The sequence below is a fragment of the Vibrio penaeicida genome (genome assembly GCF_002933855.1).
In the GTDB taxonomy this organism is placed as follows: domain Bacteria; phylum Pseudomonadota; class Gammaproteobacteria; order Enterobacterales; family Vibrionaceae; genus Vibrio; species Vibrio penaeicida_A.
The window spans coordinates 292,303-309,906 of sequence record NZ_BFAQ01000011.1; the positions used below are offsets into that span (position 1 = coordinate 292,303).

15 protein-coding genes are annotated in these 17,604 nt (G+C 43.2%); 12 read left to right on the forward strand and 3 right to left on the reverse strand.

Features of this window, described 5'->3' with window-relative positions:
* The first annotated feature begins 257 nt into the window (after positions 1-257).
* The 10 genes from murQ to VPNCDNU1_RS04840 all read left to right on the forward strand — a co-directional run bounded on the left by murQ (position 258) and on the right by VPNCDNU1_RS04840 (position 10,170).
* Positions 258-1,181 carry an N-acetylmuramic acid 6-phosphate etherase gene (murQ, locus tag VPNCDNU1_RS04795; RefSeq protein ID WP_104399297.1) on the forward strand — a complete coding sequence of 308 codons (924 nt, stop codon included), beginning with the start codon at positions 258-260 and terminating at the stop codon, positions 1,179-1,181.
* A gap of 34 nt (positions 1,182-1,215) precedes the next feature.
* On the forward strand, positions 1,216-1,698 hold the full coding sequence (agaV, locus tag VPNCDNU1_RS04800) for a PTS N-acetylgalactosamine transporter subunit IIB (RefSeq protein WP_104399298.1): 483 nt from the start codon (positions 1,216-1,218) through the stop codon (positions 1,696-1,698).
* Between the two features lie 2 nt (positions 1,699-1,700).
* The gene (gene agaW / locus VPNCDNU1_RS04805) at positions 1,701-2,474 is read left to right on the forward strand and encodes a PTS N-acetylgalactosamine transporter subunit IIC (RefSeq protein ID WP_104399299.1); all 774 of its coding nucleotides are present in this window, start codon (positions 1,701-1,703) and stop codon (positions 2,472-2,474) included.
* 1 nt (position 2,475) lies between these two features.
* Entirely contained in the window at positions 2,476-3,312 is an 837-nt protein-coding gene (locus VPNCDNU1_RS04810) for a PTS system mannose/fructose/sorbose family transporter subunit IID (RefSeq protein ID WP_104399300.1), read from the forward strand.
* 66 nt (positions 3,313-3,378) lie between these two features.
* Positions 3,379-3,813, forward strand: coding sequence for a PTS galactosamine/N-acetylgalactosamine transporter subunit IIA (gene agaF / locus VPNCDNU1_RS04815; RefSeq protein ID WP_104399301.1), 435 nt, complete (start codon positions 3,379-3,381; stop codon positions 3,811-3,813).
* A gap of 168 nt (positions 3,814-3,981) precedes the next feature.
* Positions 3,982-4,809 carry a sulfite exporter TauE/SafE family protein gene (locus tag VPNCDNU1_RS04820; protein WP_104399302.1) on the forward strand — a complete coding sequence of 276 codons (828 nt, stop codon included), beginning with the start codon at positions 3,982-3,984 and terminating at the stop codon, positions 4,807-4,809.
* A 26-nt stretch (positions 4,810-4,835) separates the two neighbouring features.
* Positions 4,836-5,687 carry a MurR/RpiR family transcriptional regulator gene (locus VPNCDNU1_RS04825; RefSeq protein ID WP_167404718.1) on the forward strand — a complete coding sequence of 284 codons (852 nt, stop codon included), beginning with the start codon at positions 4,836-4,838 and terminating at the stop codon, positions 5,685-5,687.
* 252 nt (positions 5,688-5,939) lie between these two features.
* Entirely contained in the window at positions 5,940-6,581 is a 642-nt protein-coding gene (gene udk / locus VPNCDNU1_RS04830) for a uridine kinase (protein WP_104399304.1), read from the forward strand.
* Between the two features lie 138 nt (positions 6,582-6,719).
* Positions 6,720-9,059, forward strand: a complete 2,340-nt coding sequence (locus tag VPNCDNU1_RS04835; protein ID WP_104399305.1) for an AsmA family protein — start codon at positions 6,720-6,722, stop codon at positions 9,057-9,059.
* 157 nt (positions 9,060-9,216) lie between these two features.
* Entirely contained in the window at positions 9,217-10,170 is a 954-nt protein-coding gene (locus VPNCDNU1_RS04840; RefSeq protein ID WP_104399306.1) for a nucleoside hydrolase, read from the forward strand.
* Positions 10,171-10,267: 97 nt separating this feature from the next.
* Here VPNCDNU1_RS04840 and cobO read toward each other — a convergent pair whose 3' ends face one another.
* Positions 10,268-10,873: a cob(I)yrinic acid a,c-diamide adenosyltransferase gene (cobO, locus tag VPNCDNU1_RS04845; RefSeq protein ID WP_104399307.1), complete on the reverse strand. Its 606-nt coding sequence runs from the start codon at positions 10,871-10,873 to the stop codon at positions 10,268-10,270.
* 90 nt (positions 10,874-10,963) lie between these two features.
* Between cobO and VPNCDNU1_RS04850 the strand changes: the two genes are divergently transcribed.
* Together VPNCDNU1_RS04850 and VPNCDNU1_RS04855 are read left to right on the forward strand one after the other, a co-directional pair.
* On the forward strand, positions 10,964-11,419 hold the full coding sequence (locus VPNCDNU1_RS04850) for a low molecular weight protein-tyrosine-phosphatase (RefSeq protein ID WP_174715128.1): 456 nt from the start codon (positions 10,964-10,966) through the stop codon (positions 11,417-11,419).
* 118 nt (positions 11,420-11,537) lie between these two features.
* Positions 11,538-12,134 carry a DUF1287 domain-containing protein gene (locus tag VPNCDNU1_RS04855; protein ID WP_104399309.1) on the forward strand — a complete coding sequence of 199 codons (597 nt, stop codon included), beginning with the start codon at positions 11,538-11,540 and terminating at the stop codon, positions 12,132-12,134.
* A 99-nt stretch (positions 12,135-12,233) separates the two neighbouring features.
* Here VPNCDNU1_RS04855 and VPNCDNU1_RS04860 read toward each other — a convergent pair whose 3' ends face one another.
* Positions 12,234-13,790, reverse strand: a complete 1,557-nt coding sequence (locus VPNCDNU1_RS04860) for a SulP family inorganic anion transporter (RefSeq protein WP_104399310.1) — start codon at positions 13,788-13,790, stop codon at positions 12,234-12,236.
* A 355-nt stretch (positions 13,791-14,145) separates the two neighbouring features.
* On the reverse strand, positions 14,146-17,172 hold the full coding sequence (gene rne / locus VPNCDNU1_RS04865; protein ID WP_104399311.1) for a ribonuclease E: 3,027 nt from the start codon (positions 17,170-17,172) through the stop codon (positions 14,146-14,148).
* Positions 17,173-17,604 lie beyond the last annotated feature (432 nt).

Sequence of the window (17,604 nt, forward strand, 5' to 3'; positions counted from 1 at the left end):
CCGATTACTAACCCTAAGCGCCCCCTACCTGTCGTTTACGAGAATCCGCTAGATGCTGCCCAACCTTGTAACGGTTATAGGCAGTAACTTTTTTATTATGTACTGATATTACACTAAGTAAATTGTTATTCGTACTTTCATGACATTAATCACAGTTATGTCAATAAAACCCTTAATGTTCTTTCGTTACATTCTGTTTGTGTGTGAATATACTTTCATTACATTTAGGGTTCATTTTTTAAGTAAGGAAAATCTCTATGCGAGATAGCAATATCGACGCGCTAATAGAAAGAGAAATCAATTCACTCACCGTTGATCTTTCTAAAAAAAGCACGATGGAAGTTCTCAAAACTATTAATGCTTACGACAAAACCGTTGCTGAGTCTATTGAGCAACATCTGCCGTTTGTCGAAAAAGCCGTTGACTCAATTTGTATGCAGCTACTCAACGGCGGCCGAATTTTTTATGTCGGCGCCGGTACGAGTGGTCGTCTGGCCGTTCTGGATAGTGCTGAATGTCCCCCTACCTTTGGGACTAATCCAGAACAGGTTCAGTCGATCATTGCTGGAGGGTTAGATGCGATGTTGGCGGCAGTAGAAGACGTTGAAGATGATGAAGCGCTATCGATAAAAAGCCTGAAAGAGCGCAACCTCAGATCGAAAGATGTTGTGATCGGTATTTCGGCAAGTGGTAGGACGCCGTTTACGTTGTCTGCGTTGGAATACGCTAATCAATTAGGTTGCCTAACTGTTGCCATTTGTACGCGAGGTCCTAGCCCTATGGGGACAGAAGCACATATTGCGATAGCGCCCGATGTAGGCGCAGAAGTGTTGAACGGGTCATCGCGCATGAAGAGTGGTACAGCGCAAAAAATGCTTCTGGGAATGATCAGTACTACCGTAATGATTCGCCTTGGCAAAGTGTATAAAAACCAAATGATTGACTTAGTTGCTAACAACGAAAAGTTGATTTATCGGGCAGAAAATATTGTGGCATCTATCTGCCATGTTCCTTTAGACATAGCAAAAGGTTATTTGGAAAAAGCGGAATATCGCCCTCGTGTCGCAGCTTTAATGTGTTTGGCGAATATTTCAAATGAGCAGGCGTTGGGTTGCATTGAAAGTGATTTTCAATCTCTAGAAGAACAATTGCTGACTGCCAAACAAAACCATGACCAATAATTAAAAGACAAAAACAAGGAAGAGAGAATATCTAATGGGTATCAATCTAACACGAGTCGACAATCGTTTACTGCACGGTCAGGTCGCTGTGGCATGGAGTCACCACGCTAAAGCAAACTTGATTGTGATTGCAAATGATGAAGTTTCCGAAGATGCCGTTCAACAAAACCTAATGACGATGTCTGCAGGAAATATGGGTGTGCGTTTTTTTTCAATACAGAAAACAATCGATGTGATTCATAAAGCCTCCCCAGAACAACACATCATTCTTGTCGTGAGAACACCTCAAGATGTTGTTCGTTTGGCAGAAGGGGGGTTACTTCTGAACGATGTCAATATCGGCAACATGCATTATGCAGAAGGTAAAAAGCAAATCCATGTCACCGTTTCAGTGGATGACGATGATATGACAGCCTTCAAACGGCTAAGAGAGCTAGATGTAAGTTTTGCCGTTCAGCGAATGCCTCATGAGGAAAAGTTGGACGTATTTGAACTCTACGAAGCATATAAGGGATAGATATGTTTGAAATTATTTTAATAGGATTATGGGCAGCCTTCGCTGGCGTCGACTTCTACAGTGGACAGTTCTATTTTGGTCGCCCAATTGTAACAGGACCAGTGGTCGGTCTAATTCTAGGAGATTACCAGACTGGGCTTGCTGTTGGTGCCGCCTTAGAGCTCGCATGGCTAGGGCTCGTGCCAATCGCTGGTGCCCAGCCACCTAACGTGACTATTGGCGCGATAGTTGGAACCGCTTTTGCGATAAAAGGAAGCTTTGCACCAGAAGTTGTTGTAGGGATCGCACTGCCTTTCGCCATCTTAATGCAGCAATTGATCGTACTTCAATTTACGGTGTTTTCGGGTTTGATGCACAAAGCGGATGATTTGGCCTCACAAGGTGATGATAAGGGGATAGCCCGTATAAACCATTTGGGAATGCTTTCTTTGGGAACCCTTTATTTCGTAACCGCTGTGCTTCCAGTTTACTTTGGTGAAGAAGTGGCTAACGCCATCATCGCTTATGTTCCAGAAGGGATCATCGCTGGTCTTAAAATTGCCGGTGGTCTGATGCCTGCGCTCGGGTTCGCAATGCTGCTGAAGATCATGTTTAAGAAAGCGTTTATTCCATATTTTGTCGCTGGTTTTGCCGCAATGACCTACCTAAACCTTCCTGTGTTAGCTATTGCTATCTTTGCAACTTGTATTGCCGTTATTGATTACATGACGCGTCAGAGAATAGAAGAGAGTAAACCAGCTGTTGTACACGACCAAAATCAAGGCGGAGGTATTTAAAATGACGGACCAAGTTTCTCAAAACGCGCAAGCACCAGCTGAAGATGTAGCGAATACGGATGTGTTGCCAAAAAAAGTGGTAAGGCAAATATTATGGCGCCAGTTGTTTCTTCAGGCATCATTCAATTATGAACGAATGCAGGCATGTGGGTTTCTTTGGGCTATTTCTCCCGGACTAAAGCATATCCATAAGAAAAAAGAACGCTTGGGCGAATCTATGCGCGCGCATATGGATTTTTTCAATTCCCATACCTATCTCGTTACCTTCATTTTAGGTTTGGTGTTGGCAATGGAGCAAAGCAAGCAAAAAGTAGAAACCATACGCGCATTTAAAGTAGCGGCCATGGGACCGATTGCTGGTGTAGGCGACGCCATGTTCAACCTGACGTTGAAACCCATTAGTGCGGCTATTGCGGCATCACTGGCGTTAGATAATGTGTACTTGGCTCCAATATTTTTCTTATTACTGCTAAATGTGACGCGTCTGAGTATTCAAATTCCGCTGTTTAATTACGGGTACAAATCAGGCCTTAAAGCACTGGATAAGATTAAAGATCATACCGTTGCAATGGCACGCTCCGCAACCATCGTAGGTATCATGGTAATTGGCGCAATGTCTGCGCAATTCGTAAAACTAAAAACCACGGCGTCGATAGGGTATGCAGAGACAACATTCAGTATCCAAACCGATTTATTGGATAAGATCGTTCCAAATATCCTTCCTGTACTGTTTGTACTACTGACGTATCGACTACTCATGAAAGGGCTTTCACCAACGAAGATTATTTTCTTAATGATTTTGTTCGGTATTGGTGGTCACTACATCGGCGTTTTATAACCAATATCAATCAACCAGTGCGGGATACCACCCGCATTTGTTATTCGAATTTTATAAGGGCAACAAATGATAGCGGTAATTCTTGTGGGTCATGGCTGTTTTGGCTCCGGCTTGGGGCAAGCGGTAAATCAAATCATTGGGTTTCAGGAAAACTTCTCTTTCATCGATTTTGTGGAAGGCATTTCAGTGCCAGAGCTTGAGGCATTGATGTTGAGTGACTTAGATCGATTGGATACAAGTAAGGGGGTTGTATTTTTGACGGATTTACTTGGAGGGAGCCCCTTCCGAGTTGCGTCACAGATTGCACTTGAAAGAGATAATGTTGAAGTTATCTCAGGGACTAACCTTCAACTTTGTGTAGAGATGTTGCTTGAACGAGACGAGATGAACCTAACGGAGTTTGCTCAAACCGCATTGGCCTGTGGTCACAATGGTCTGACTCGATTGGCTGATGAGCTAGAGAAACAGACGCATGTGACAGACGTAGATGAAGGCATTTAGCCTACTTTCCTTAAGCCTGTTTATTTAACCAAAAGCCGCAGATGAAGAATCTGTGGCTTGCCTGAAAGCCAGTCGATTCTCATATAAAAAGACGTCGCTGAACTAAGCATCTTTAGGTTACTTGGGTATAAGTTCACCAAAAAACATTAGCATTCAGGGTTTTCATGAATGGAACTTCTTCAATTTTTACTTGAGGACGCCACGTTTTATACGGCTATTCTTAAGCTTATTATCGGTTTGATACTTGGGGTAGCTATGGGGCTAACAGGTGTTGGTGGCGGTATTCTTATCATTCCTCTCCTTCAGTTTGTCTTTGGTATGGAACCAATCTTATCAGTAGGAACGGCTAGCTTGATCGCTTCGCTAGTTAAGGTCAATGCCAGCATCTTTCACATCAAGGCGGATAACGTTGACTGGAGTAGTGTAAGGGGGATTTTGCTTGGTGCGATCCCCGCAGGTGTTGGCAGTGCATATGCTGTAGTACACCTAAATCGTCACGCAGAGTACAACCTGTTGATTTCCAATAGTGTCCAAATTTTGATCGTTGCCGTCATGTTTTTTGCGCTCTATCTGTTGGTGAATAAATATTTATCGATTCAGAAACGGAACACCCCTCAATGTTCGGAGAAACATACATCTCTCCATCGAGCTGTTTTATCTGGGGGGCTTTGTGGTTTAGTGATAGGAACGACAGGTGTTGGAGGAGGTATTTTGTTACTGCCTGTTCTGAACAGCCACCTCGGCATCAGCATTAAAAAGTCGGTTGGGTCTTCAATTGTTATTGCTTTAGTTCTGTCTTCTAGCACTTCGTTTATTTATGCTCAAGGTGGAGAAAGTGATATTCCGACGGCATTAATGCTCGTTCTAGGCTCCTTTGTTGGTGTTCCGATCGCAACGAGTTTACTAAAACAATTCTCGGAAGCTACTGTGTATTTGGTCACACTAAGCGTGATATGTGTGAGCATATTGATTATGATGTTAACCAACATGTTTTAGGCTCAGGTACCATTTCAGGCGTCTTTATGTCAGATCTTATTCCAAGGTTAGAAATGCTTTCCGTACACGGCAGTGATGCAGAAAAGAAAATTTCTGGATTTCTGTTAAACGACAAAAAAAATAACATATCCACTCTAAGTGCTGTAGCGCTGGGGAATCAATGTGATGTGAGTAATGCTTCAGTTATTCGATTTGCTCAGAATTTAGGATACAAGGGATATTCAGAGTTCAAGCTAGAGTACTTAGCCGCACAAAAACACAGTGTCGGTGAGATTTTATACAATGATGTACGTTTAGATGATTCTCCTTCAGACATTATCCAGAAAGCAGGATACCTTTTTAGTAAAAATGTCGAGAATTCAATCAAGGTTGTAGAGCCGGAAACGCTTGAACGCTTAGCGAACGTTATGGTGCAAGCTGAAAGAATAGCATTGTTTGGGGTTGGTTCTTCTGGTGTTGTGGCGTCTGATGCCTACCAAAAGCTTATCCGAATCAACAAAAATGTTCTGTTTAATTCCGATACGCATGTGCAACGCGCCTACGCAAGTATGTTGACGGATAAAGATTTGGCATTGGCTTTTACGACGCGGGGTCAAACGAAAGAAGTGATTCAGTCACTGGAGATCGCCCAAGCGGGAGGATGTCAGATTGCTGCAATAACAAGGTATGGAAAAACACCTACCTCCAAACTGTCAGATCTGGCACTGTCCTTCGCCTATGAGGAGCGTCATCATGAGTTGGGGATGATAACGCCTCAACTTTCTCAAATGATGATATTCGATATATTATATTTCCGTATTACGGCTTTAATGGGCGATACAGCGGCATCTTCACTAAAGCGAATTCGTAACAATTTTCCCAATATTGTCTCAAAATGAAACGTTAGCCGAAGAGTTTAAAATGCTTCGGCCAATGAGTTCTTCTTATGCAATCAATACAATGTTTTTCGCTAAAAAGCCTCACCTTAGAATACTCTGCTTGAAAAGTAACTAACCATGCATATTCATGCTTATTATCAATAGATATTAATGATAAATTCGACACTCTATACTGGTATTAAGTATTTTATCTCCCTATAATCGGGCGGTTTAACCCAACCCCAGCTACCAAATTAGTATCAGGTGCTATACATGTCTAATAACAACCAATGCGTCATCGTGGGAATTGCTGGCGCTTCTGCATCAGGAAAGAGCTTAATCGCAAGTACAATCTATAACGAGCTTCGTGCGAAAGTCGGTGACGACCATATCGGCGTGATTACGGAAGATTGCTACTACAAAGATCAAAGCCATCTGAGTATGGAAGACCGCGAAAAAACCAACTATGACCATCCAAATGCGCTTGATCATGATTTGCTTTGTAAGCACCTAGAGCAATTGGTTCAAGGAAACGCAGTGGAAGTGCCTGAGTACAGTTATTCAGTGCACACGCGTACAGATAACACAGCGACATTAACACCTAAAAAAGTGATTATTCTAGAAGGTATTCTTCTTCTTACTGATCCACGTCTAAGAGATTTAATGCACGCGACAGTTTTCATGGATACGCCGTTAGATATTTGTTTATTACGTCGCGTAAAGCGCGATGTGGAAGAGCGCGGTCGTACGATGGAATCTGTTCTCAAGCAGTATCAAGACACAGTACGCCCTATGTTCATGCAATTTATTGAGCCTTCTAAGCAATATGCCGACATTATTGTTCCTCGTGGCGGCAAGAATCGAATTGCGATTGACGTTTTAAAAGCGCATATCGCTAAACTGCTAAAAAGTTAGCCGGTGTAGCAACTCAGAATTGTCAAAGTTCTGATAAATCGGAAAAAATTCATAACAAAAAGTGGCGCATTATGCGCCACTTTTGTATGTTTGAGGTAATTTGAATATATCTCCGGTCGCAGATTCAAGGAATCCAGGATGAAGAAGCTACTTCTTTTCATTGCAGTACCAATCACATTGATTGTTGTTGCTCTACTTGCCCTAATTATTTTTGTTAACCCAAACCAATTTAAACCCATGATTGTCGAACAGGTTCAGAAGAACACTGGAATGACGCTTGTGATTGAAGGTGATATTGGTTGGCAACTTTTTCCAAGCTTGGGGTTCAGTGTTGGTCAAACAGAATTAAGAAATCCAGAAGGCTTTTCATCACCCAATTTACTAAAAGTCGAGCAAGTGGGTTTGGCTATTGAAGTTACACCGCTACTGAGCAATCAACTTGTCATTGGCAATGTGATTCTTGATGGCGCGGAAGTAGCGCTAGAAACACTAAAAGATGGGCGTTCTAACATTGATGCTCTTACTCAATCTGGCAAAAGTAACGATACTAAAGTTGAAAACCAGCCAGAGACAGAGACAACCCCAACTTCTGAAAGCCCAGAAACGAGCACCGAACCTTCTGCACTAGAGCAGTGGCAAGTATCGGTTGCTGGCATCACAATTTCCAATGCGAAAGTGACGGTATCGGACAAGCAAGCGGGCAGCCTGCTAACGCTTAGTGATGCTAATGCTTCATTATCAGAATTTGAATTTGGTCAATGGAGTAAGCTGACATTTGATGTAACGGGAGCGCAGAATCAACAGAGCTTCTCTGCTGAAGGGCAAGTGGAATTCAAACTCTCTCAAGATCTTAAACAGTATGCATTACGAAATGTCGATCTGGACGCGGGTGTAGAAGACAAATCTTTAGGGCTAAACGCTAAGGCTACGCTTTCATTGCCTGCTTTTGCTCTTGGAGAGTGGAATAGCATTGAATTTGATGTAAGCGGGCAAAACCAACAACAAAATTTTGCGGCTAAAGGTGGAACTGAGTTTTTCCTTTCAGAAGATTTTCAAGACTATCAACTGCGTAAGTTAGGTGTCGATGCTTCTTTTAGTGACCCAACAAACAAGGTAGAACAACTTCGTTTGGACTTGGCAACGTTCGCTTTCGATAAATCTAATGATTTGTCTTATACACTTGCTGGTGATTTGGCGGGAATGAAAGTAGATTCCAAGGGAGCACTAAGCCTTGTAATCGATAAAGCTATTTCTAAGATTAAAGTACAAAAAATTAAGTTATCAAATAACTTAGAAGGAGCTGCACTTCCTCAATCACCGATGAAAGTAGACTTAGATGCAGGTGTGACATTTGACGTTAAGAAAAGCCATCTAGCATTGGTGCTAACCAAGCTGACAGCAAATGATATCAAACTCGATGGAGACGCCAATGTTACCTTGTCTGCGATCCCTCAAGTCAATTTCAACTTACATAGCCCGAATATCGATTTAGATGCATTTCTTGGTTTGAATGCACAATCGAAAGAATCCAGCGCCGGTGGAACCTCCGAAGGTAACGATGTACCTACTGGCAAAGAAGCCCCTAAAGCGCCAGAAGTTGAACCTGATTTGAGTGCCCTGAAATTAGTCAATGCCAAAGGAAAGCTGGTTATTGATAAGTTCAAAGCAAACAATGCGAAATTGCAAAAGGTTACAACTCAGTTTACGTTGAAAAATGGCGTTCTCGATCTCTCACGCTTTAGCGCCAATCTCTATGATGGAAGTATCTCGACTAAAGCAAGGTTGGATGCACGTCAGTCCACGCCGTCTTACAGCATTAACGGTGCGGTGAAAGGAGTGAAAGTGCAGCCCCTAATGATTGATGTTATTGATAACAATTTATTAGAGGGTACGGGCAATATTGATATGGCGTTAACGGGGCAGAGCTTGAAGCCCACAGCGCTCCAAGAAAACCTAAAAGGTACGGTAAAAATCAACTTTGCAGACGGTGCGGTGTACGGTGTTAACTTACCTCACCTTATTCGCACGAACTATGCGAAATTTAAAGGACAGGATGTATCCGCTGTAGAAAATGTAGAGAAAACCGATTTCTCCGCAATGACAGCAACGTTGAAACTGAATAAAGGCGTTGTGTCTACAGATAATCTCAATATGCAATCTCCCCTGCTGCGGATTACGGGTAAAGGAAACGCCAACTATATCAAGCAAAATGTGGACATGCTGATTCGTACTTCGATTGTTGGGTCTCTAAAAGGGCAAGGAGGGGAAACCATCGATGACTTGAAAGATGTTACGATCCCTGTGCAGATCTCAGGAGCGTGGGCTGATCCTAAATTCAAATTGGTTTTCGATGATGTCCTGAAGCAAAAAGCGAAGAAAGAAGCGGAGCGCGGAATTAAAAAATTGTTAGGGGATAAGGTAAAACCCGACCAATCGAAAGACATCGCAGATAAACTTCTCAAAGGTTTATTCAACTAAATAAAAAAATGGTTTTATAAAAAGCGTACTGTCTCGCAAGATAGTGCGCTTTTTTATTGCAACAAGACTCTATCCTTTGGAGCGTGAATTTCATCACAAGCGATATGAAAAATTATGTTTATGATGAATCTAATAATGCGACAAAGGTATGAACTGTATGGTAAAAAAAATCATTCTAGATACTGATCCTGGTATTGATGATTCCATGGCTCTGTTATTTGCAGAGGCACACCCCGACATTAAGTTGATTGGTATTACGACTGTATTTGGCAATGCCACCATAGAAAACAGTACTCTCAATGCCCAATTCTTAAAGGATAAATTTCAATTCACTTGTAACATTGCAAAAGGTGCAGAGGGACCCTTGGAAAGGGAGCCTGTTGGCCCGTCTTCGCATGTACACGGTGAAAGTGGTTTTGGTGATGTCGATGTTTCTGGTGTGGACGTTGGAGGAATCAGTAACAAGCCTGCTTATCGCTACATTATCGATACGCTTAAAGAAAACCCCGGTGAAATAACGCTTGTTGCAGTTGGACCATTAACAAACCTCGCACTTGCTCTGAAAGAAGACGAAAGCATTACGTCCTTAGTCAAAGACGTGGTGATTATGGGAGGGGCATTTGGGTTAAACAACCATCGAGGCAATGTTACTCCTTATGCTGAAGCCAATATTCATGATGACCCTCATGCAGCTCAGATAGTATTTTCTGCCCCATGGCCTATTTCAGTGATTGGGCTAGATGTGACAGAGTCCAGTATATTTGATGACGATTATTTCAGGTCATTAAAAGAAGAAGCAGGGCAAGTTGGTGAGTTTATATGGGATGTAAGCCGATTCTATCTGAAGTTTTATGCGTCGGTTGTCGGTTTCAATGGATGTCATGTTCATGACCCTTCGGCGGTCGCTTGCGTTGTTCAGGCAGATCTATTTGAATTTGAGATGGGATCGATAGAAGTGACAACTGATGGTGAAAAGCAGGGAATGACAACCCTCATAAAAGGGGAATCAAGTGGCGGTCGAGCGGTGCAAAAGATAGCGTCTAAAGTAAATACAAACGCTTTGTTAGCGATGTATAAAGAGAAGGTCGTTAAATTCGGACAGAAATTTTAAGTTTCAAAATGAATAAATGCTACCCATTACGCTGTGGGTAGCACTTGTACACGGTGATTTGCTTTGAATGACTTGTAACTTGCGAAACAGAGATGGATTACCAATCAACACCTTTCAATGCTTTAACGCCGTTTTCAAATGCATGCTTAACGTTGCGAACTTCGGAAACAGTGTCGGCAAGCTCAATGAGCTCTCTGTGAGCACCGCGACCAGTGATGATCACCGATTGCATGAACGGGCGATTTTTCAGTGCTTCCAAGACTTCTTCTAATTCGATATAACCGTACGTAACCATATAAGTAATTTCATCGAATAGCACCACATCGATGGATTCATCTTGAAGCATTCGTTTGCATTCTTGCCATATTTGCTGGGCAGCCTGGCTGTCTTTATCGCGGCTCTGTGTTTCCCATGTAAAACCTGTCCCCATTACTTGAAAGTCTACGCCAAGCTTTTCTAACAAGTTGCGTTCGCCATTATCCCAAGTACCTTTAATAAATTGGGCAACAGAGCAAGTTAGTCCGTGTCCTACTGCGCGACATATGGTGCCAAATCCAGAGGTTGATTTTCCCTTACCATTTCCTGTGATGACTAGCATAATGCCTTTAACATCTTGTGCAGCAGCAATGCGCTCGTCAACTTTTTCCTTAACTCGTTGCTGACGTGCTTTGTGTCTTTCTTCTTTTCTGTCTTCTGCCGACATGGTTTTCCCTTTCTTACTGGATCTGAATGCGAGTATCATAACGTAACAAACGCTAGGTAAAAACCATAAGGAATGCTGATGGCAAACAAGATTTCAAAAGTACTCGTTGTTTGTTTGGGGAACATCTGCCGTTCTCCAACTGGAGAAGCGGTTTTAAAAGCGAAAGCTCGTCAAAAAGGGCTGGATTTGATCGTGGATTCCGCGGGGACGGAGGCATATCACAGTGGTGAGAAGCCAGACCGCCGCTCTATGCAAGCAGGAGAGAAAAGAGGTTATTCCTTTAAAGGGATGACCTCAAGAAAAATTAGGCTAGATGACTTTGAGCACTTTGATTTGATACTGGCTGCGGACCATACAAACCTATACGATCTTCAGCAGCTATGCCCTTTAGAGCATCAGCATAAATTGAAGCTATTTTTAAGTTTTGGAGATAATCAATACGATGAAATACCTGATCCATATTATGGCGGTGAGAATGGCTTTGAAGTGGTTATTGATTTAATCGAAGACGCCAGTGATAAGCTAATACAACGGCTGTTAGAGTAGAATCGTGTAACTGATAAAGGTAATTGTAGGGTTTGACTCTCATTTTGCTTTTCGTTGTCACACCAAGTTGTTGAGCTAGGGTAGTCTTCTAAAAAACAGATAAAATAACGGTTCGACAATGGCAGATAAGCTAAAATTTTGTTCTTTAATTTCTCTTCTGAGCGTTAGCTTCGTAGCCCATTCCGCTTCAACATCCTCTAGTGGATTGGTTGAAGCAGCGATGGAACGCACTGAGCACTTTGTGATATATGATGGGAGTTATGTCAGCATTCCATATCCTAATGGTGACGTGGCAGCAAACAAAGGCGTCTGTACAGATGTGATCATCCGAAGTTATAGAACTTTGGGAGTTGATCTGCAAAAGAAAGTGCATGAAGACATGAAAACCAATTTTGATAACTACCCTTCGAAGCGAATATGGGGGTTATCAAGACCAGACAAAAACATTGATCATCGTCGAGTACCGAATCTTCAAGCATTCTTTAAGCGTAATGGGCAAAGCTTAGCGATATCCACTGAAGGCGGTAACTATCTTCCAGGAGATGTGGTTACTTGGATGCTACCTGGAAATCTACCTCATATAGGCATCGTTGTTGAAGAGAAATCAGATGACGGAAAAAGACCTCTAATTGTTCACAATATTGGTTGGGGACCGAAAATGGATGACATGTTATTTGATTACAAGATAACGGGGCACTACCGCTATTTTCCTTGAAGTAACTTTTCCCTAACGCATTTTCTTAGCCAGTTATAAACGAAAACCGACGCTTAAGCGTCGGTTTAATTATGCCTGTACACATCTAGTGAGAAGTGATTAAGCCAGAATATCGGTTGCAACTTTGTAGCTTGGATCTTCTTTTACGTTAATCTCTACAAGGCTGCCGGCTTTATCTAACAGTGCTCGACAATCTTGGCTTAAATGGCGCAAGTGAAGGGTTTTACCTGCTGCAGAATATCGCTCCGCCAACGTTTCAATAGCTTCGATTGCTGAGTGGTCGGCAACGCGAGAACCTGCGAAATCGACAATAACGTCTGCTGGGTCATTGGGAGCATCAAACAGCTCTAGGAAGTTTGCAGCCGAGCCGAAGAATATTGGTCCATTAATATGGTATTCCTTTGAGCCTTCGTCATTAATTTTGCTAGTGGCATAAATGTGTTTGGCATGTTCCCAAGCAAACATCAATGCAGATGCAATCACACCCACAGCTACAGCAACAGCAAGGTCGGTAAGGACTGTCACAACCGTTACGAGTACGATAACAAAGAAGTCTTGTTTTGGTACACGTCGCGCGAGTTTGAACGTTGCCCATTCAAACGTACCGATAACCACCATGAACATCACGCCAACCAATGCGGCCAATGGAATCATTTCGATAAGGTTGGATGCGAACAAGATGAAGAAGAGTAATGCTAAAGCGGCAACGATACCTGAAAGTCGACCACGACCTCCTGAGTTTACGTTGATCATAGATTGGCCAATCATGGCACAGCCACCCATTGCACCGAACATTGAGCAGGTCACATTCGCCATACCCTGACCAACACATTCACGGTTAGATTGACCACGAGTGTTCGTCATCTCATCAAGCACTGTTAGTGTCAGCAGGGACTCAATCAGACCGATTGCCGCCAAAATGATGGCGTAAGGAAGTATGATTTGAAGCGTTTCAAAAGAAACAGGGACACTTGGGATAGAGAATGTTGGCAGCGAGCCAGCTAATGTTGCGGCTTCGTCACCAGACATTGTTCTCAGGAAGTCAACCACAGTACGTGTTTCTAGATCCAAACCTACCACTAAACCAGTAACAGTCACTATCGCGACAAGAGAGGAAGGGACAGCGGTGGTGAACTTTGGCAAAAAGTGAATGATACCCATTGTTAATGCGACCAGTCCGAGCATTAACAACATTTGATCGCCAGGTAGCCAAGTTAGCGCACCTTCAAGGTCAGGGGCTTTGAACTGCCCAAGCTGTGCCAAGAAGATTACAATGGCCAAACCGTTAACGAAACCGATCATTACTGGATGCGGCACCATACGGATAAATTTACCGAGCTTAAATATACCTGCAGCTATCTGTAAGATACCTGCGAGTAATATGGCGGCAAATAAGTATTGAACACCGTGAGTGATAACCAGACTTGTCATCACAACTGCCATGGCACCAGTAGCACCAGAGATCATACCCGGGCGGCCACCAAATACAGATGTGATTAAACCTACGATAAATGCAGCATACAGACCAACCATTGGGTCTACGCCTGCTACGAAAGCGAATGCGACGGCTTCAGGAACCAATGCGAGAGCAACGGTTAAGCCAGAAAGCACGTCATTTTTTACAGAGTGCTTTGAAAATTGCGGAAATTCGAACATGTTAGCTCAGTCAATTAGCTTGATAATACGTAATTTCGACTATTGGGGCTGAGTAACAGGTTGTTTAAAAGAGCAGCTCAATAATCGACTGTTGAGTCGGCGAATCCTACCGAAAAGCGTGATGAAGTTCAATATTGATACCTAATTAATCAATAGTTACTCATTATGAACGCTTAAATTCTTATTGTTTCAATAGATACTGTTTCAATTGGTATAGCTCTGATTGATACAGTATCTAATGATAGTGACAGGCTGATTAATACCATTCTGTCGTTTTGTTTTTTGGCTAAAACGTTTGTTTTTAAATACAAAAAAGCAGGTCGCATCAGCGACCTGCTTTTAGTGTAGCACTAAGCTAGTAGTTGCCAGTTTTCGCCATACCAGCAGACGCTCGGTTTTTAGCAGCAATACTGCCTGCACCAATCGGCTGGAATCTTTCTGCTCTTAGAGGAGCTGCGACAACTTGGATTTCTTTTAGCTCATCACTGCCCGGGGCTTTCGCTGTTGGCGCAGAAACATGTGACTTCACTTGGTGAGCAATTTTTACCTTAATAGGTTCAGGTGACTCTTTAACTTGAGCTTGATGTTCAGGTTGAACTTCTTCAGCTACATCTTGAGTCGCTGGAGCGCTTTCCTGAGTTTTAGCTACTTGAGCGTCAGCAACTTCAGCTTCTGCCGCTGGAGTAGGAACTGGATCCGCAGAAACTTGTTTTTCAGGTACTTCTGCTTTACGTGTTTCCACTTTAGGCTCTTCAACCTTAAGTGCTTCAACAACTGGAGTGTTGTCTGTAGTAGCTGATACAAGCGGTTTTACTGTTGCATCTACTACTGGTTGAGTTTCTGCAACAATCGAGTCTTGACGACGAATGATCACTTTGCCCATTGCCATTTCTGGGAATGAGTATCCACCATGTACAGGTGCATGAATTTCGACGCGCTTCTCTACGCTTTCTTCTTTACGACGCTTTGGTTTTGCCAAATCGTAGCGAGGCATCACTTTACCCATTGCCATTTCTGGTGATGCAACACCACCTTTACGTAAACGGAAAGGATTTGGTCTGCGATCGCGACCACGGCGACGACGCTGGCCACTCGCACGAAGATGACGAGGTGAACGACGGTTACGACGTTGTTTGGTTTCCTCTTCTTCACCTTTTGCTTCTGGCTTCTTAGCTTCTACAGCAGCAGACTTTTTCAGCTGTTGTTCTGTATTAGCCTCTTCAGCAGCTTCGACCTTTTTGTTTTGGTCTTTCACTCGAACATTTTTCTTTAGCTGTCGACGTTGTCGACGCTCTTTAACTTGTTCGGCTTTTTTCTCTTTCTTCTCTGGTTTTGAAGCCTGAGCTTCCGCCGCCAGTTCTTGACCTTGTTTCGCTAGCTTATCGTTTTTACTTTCGTCTTTAACACGCTTGTCTTGACGAGGTTTACGATTCTGCTTACGTGAGTCAGCGGCTTTCTTAGTATCAGTTTCAGATACTTCAACCTCTTGATCGCGGTCTCTGTCGCGACGGCGATTACGTGACTTATTGTCGCGTGAATTACGGCGACGGTTATCACGTTGGTCTTTACGATCACGACGTTGGCGATTTCCGCTATGACGTTTCTCGTTTTTCTTTTCTTCTTCTTTCTTTTCTTCTTCTTTCTTGGCTTCTTCGCCAGAACCGAATAAGAAACTGCCTAGAGCTTTAAATACTCGACCGAAGAAACTTGGTTGGCTTTCTTCATCTTTCTTCGCTTCAGGCTTGCTCTTAGAAGTCGCTGTTGGCTTTGGAGCTGGCGCTGCAAAACCCTTAAGTGCCGGTTCTTCAAGCTTCTTAGGCTTAAGATCAGGTTCAGCAACCTCTTTGGCTTCCGCTTCTTTCATTGCTTCTAATTTTTTAGGAACAAGGTAAGAGAGAAGGTCTTGCTCTTCGCCATCGCGAATACGGATAACTTCGAAGTGCGGTGTTTCCATATCAGAATTAGGAACAACCGTGATTTTCACTTCTTGGTGTTTTTCAATATGGTTAACAGAACGACGCTTCTCGTTAAGAAGGTAAGATGCAATAGCAACTGGCACTACCGCCAATACTTGCGACGTGTTGTCTTTGAGAGCTTCTTCCTCGATCAAACGAAGAACAGAGAGAGCAAGTGATTCATTATCACGCACAACACCTGTACCCGTACAACGAGGACAAATGTGATGGCTTGCTTCTGCAAGAGAAGGGCTCAAACGTTGGCGAGACATCTCCAACAGACCAAATCGAGATATACGACCAATCTGAACACGAGCACGATCTAAGCGCACAGCTTCACGTAGTCGGTTCTCAACTTCGCGCTGGTGGCGAACAGGCGTCATGTCGATAAAGTCTATAACGACCAAACCACCTAGATCGCGTAGACGCAATTGACGGGCAATTTCATCGGCAGCTTCTAGGTTCGTGTTGAGTGCTGTTTCTTCGATATCGCCGCCTTTAGTTGCTCGGGCAGAGTTGATATCGATGGATGTCAATGCTTCCGTTGGGTCAATGACAATAGAACCACCAGAAGGAAGGCGAACTTCGCGTTGGAAAGCGGATTCTATCTGGCTTTCGATTTGGTAATGACTGAACAGCGGAACTTCACCATCGTACTTCTTCACTCTGCTGATAAAGTCAGGGCGAACTAGTTGAATGTGCTGTTTTGCACGTTCATAAATGGTGTTGCTATCAATAAGAATTTCACCGATATCGCGACGCAAGTAATCTCGGATAGCACGAACAATCACGTTACTTTCTTGGTGAATTAGGAAAGGAGCGGCGTTGGCGTCAGACGCTTCTTTGATGGCGTTCCAGTGGTTAAGTAGGACATTTAAGTCCCATTCAAGCTCTTCTGCACTCTTGCCTACACCCGCGGTGCGGACGATAAGACCCATACCTTGGGGCAATTCTAGAGTGCTCAGTGCTGCTTTTAGTTGAGTGCGTTCATCACCTTCGATACGGCGAGAAATACCGCCAGCTCGAGGGTTATTAGGCATAAGAACAAGGTAACTACCTGCAAGAGAGATAAAAGTAGTAAGAGCAGCGCCTTTGCTGCCTCGCTCTTCCTTCTCTACTTGAACAATAACTTCTTGACCTTCCTGAAGCACCTCTTTGATGCTAGGACGACCTTGGTAAGTATAACCGTCAGGGAAGTAATCTTTGGCAATTTCTTTGAGTGGAAGGAAACCGTGTCTCTCAGCACCATAGTCTACAAATGCAGCTTCTAGGCTTGGTTCAATTCGAGTGATACGTCCTTTGTATATATTCGCTTTTTTTGATTCGTGACCAGGACTTTCGATATCTAAATCAAAAAGTCGCTGTCCATCGACCAAGGCGACACGCAACTCTTCTTTTTGAGTTGCGTTGATTAACATTCTTTTCATTGTTAAAAAATCTCGTTGTCTTTTTCTTTGTTTTGATTATTCAACTTGTCGCTTCGCACTTTTCCTATGGTGTCTGATCCCGTGGTTTATCGTTGCAACCTCACGGCTGGGAGGGATGCTCTAGGACACTTCAGTTGCCACACAATCGTAAAAAAAACGTGTGACCTGCCTGTTTTGGCAGTCATAACTCAACACAAGTAAAGAGAGTAGAACGACAAGTGATACTTCTGTCTCTATGTCTGACGCCCATTGCTGCATAAAGATTGAGAAGCGATCTACTCTTGTTGCTGATTGCTCATGGATTCTGCGACCAAGTGAAATAAGAGACGTTTCATTATTGCGATATGAAAATATCCAACTAAGCAGAAGAAGTTGTTTCCGGATGTGCCGGTAAAGACGTTATTCAAGCTCAAAATGGAAAAGTATCTGCGC

Bases quoted from the DNA above. Each gene is read 5' to 3' on its own strand.
- murQ (WP_104399297.1), top strand. From the start codon at position 258: ATGCGAGATAGCAATATCGACGCGCTAATAGAAAGAGAAATCAATTCA.
- agaV (WP_104399298.1), top strand. From the start codon at position 1,216: ATGGGTATCAATCTAACACGAGTCGACAATCGTTTACTGCACGGTCAG.
- agaW (WP_104399299.1), top strand. From the start codon at position 1,701: ATGTTTGAAATTATTTTAATAGGATTATGGGCAGCCTTCGCTGGCGTC.
- VPNCDNU1_RS04810 (WP_104399300.1), top strand. From the start codon at position 2,476: ATGACGGACCAAGTTTCTCAAAACGCGCAAGCACCAGCTGAAGATGTA.
- agaF (WP_104399301.1), top strand. From the start codon at position 3,379: ATGATAGCGGTAATTCTTGTGGGTCATGGCTGTTTTGGCTCCGGCTTG.
- VPNCDNU1_RS04820 (WP_104399302.1), top strand. From the start codon at position 3,982: ATGGAACTTCTTCAATTTTTACTTGAGGACGCCACGTTTTATACGGCT.
- VPNCDNU1_RS04825 (WP_167404718.1), top strand. From the start codon at position 4,836: ATGTCAGATCTTATTCCAAGGTTAGAAATGCTTTCCGTACACGGCAGT.
- udk (WP_104399304.1), top strand. From the start codon at position 5,940: ATGTCTAATAACAACCAATGCGTCATCGTGGGAATTGCTGGCGCTTCT.
- VPNCDNU1_RS04835 (WP_104399305.1), top strand. From the start codon at position 6,720: ATGAAGAAGCTACTTCTTTTCATTGCAGTACCAATCACATTGATTGTT.
- VPNCDNU1_RS04840 (WP_104399306.1), top strand. From the start codon at position 9,217: ATGGTAAAAAAAATCATTCTAGATACTGATCCTGGTATTGATGATTCC.
- cobO (WP_104399307.1), bottom strand. From the start codon at position 10,873: ATGTCGGCAGAAGACAGAAAAGAAGAAAGACACAAAGCACGTCAGCAA.
- VPNCDNU1_RS04855 (WP_104399309.1), top strand. From the start codon at position 11,538: ATGGCAGATAAGCTAAAATTTTGTTCTTTAATTTCTCTTCTGAGCGTT.
- VPNCDNU1_RS04860 (WP_104399310.1), bottom strand. From the start codon at position 13,790: ATGTTCGAATTTCCGCAATTTTCAAAGCACTCTGTAAAAAATGACGTG.
- rne (WP_104399311.1), bottom strand. From the start codon at position 17,172: ATGAAAAGAATGTTAATCAACGCAACTCAAAAAGAAGAGTTGCGTGTC.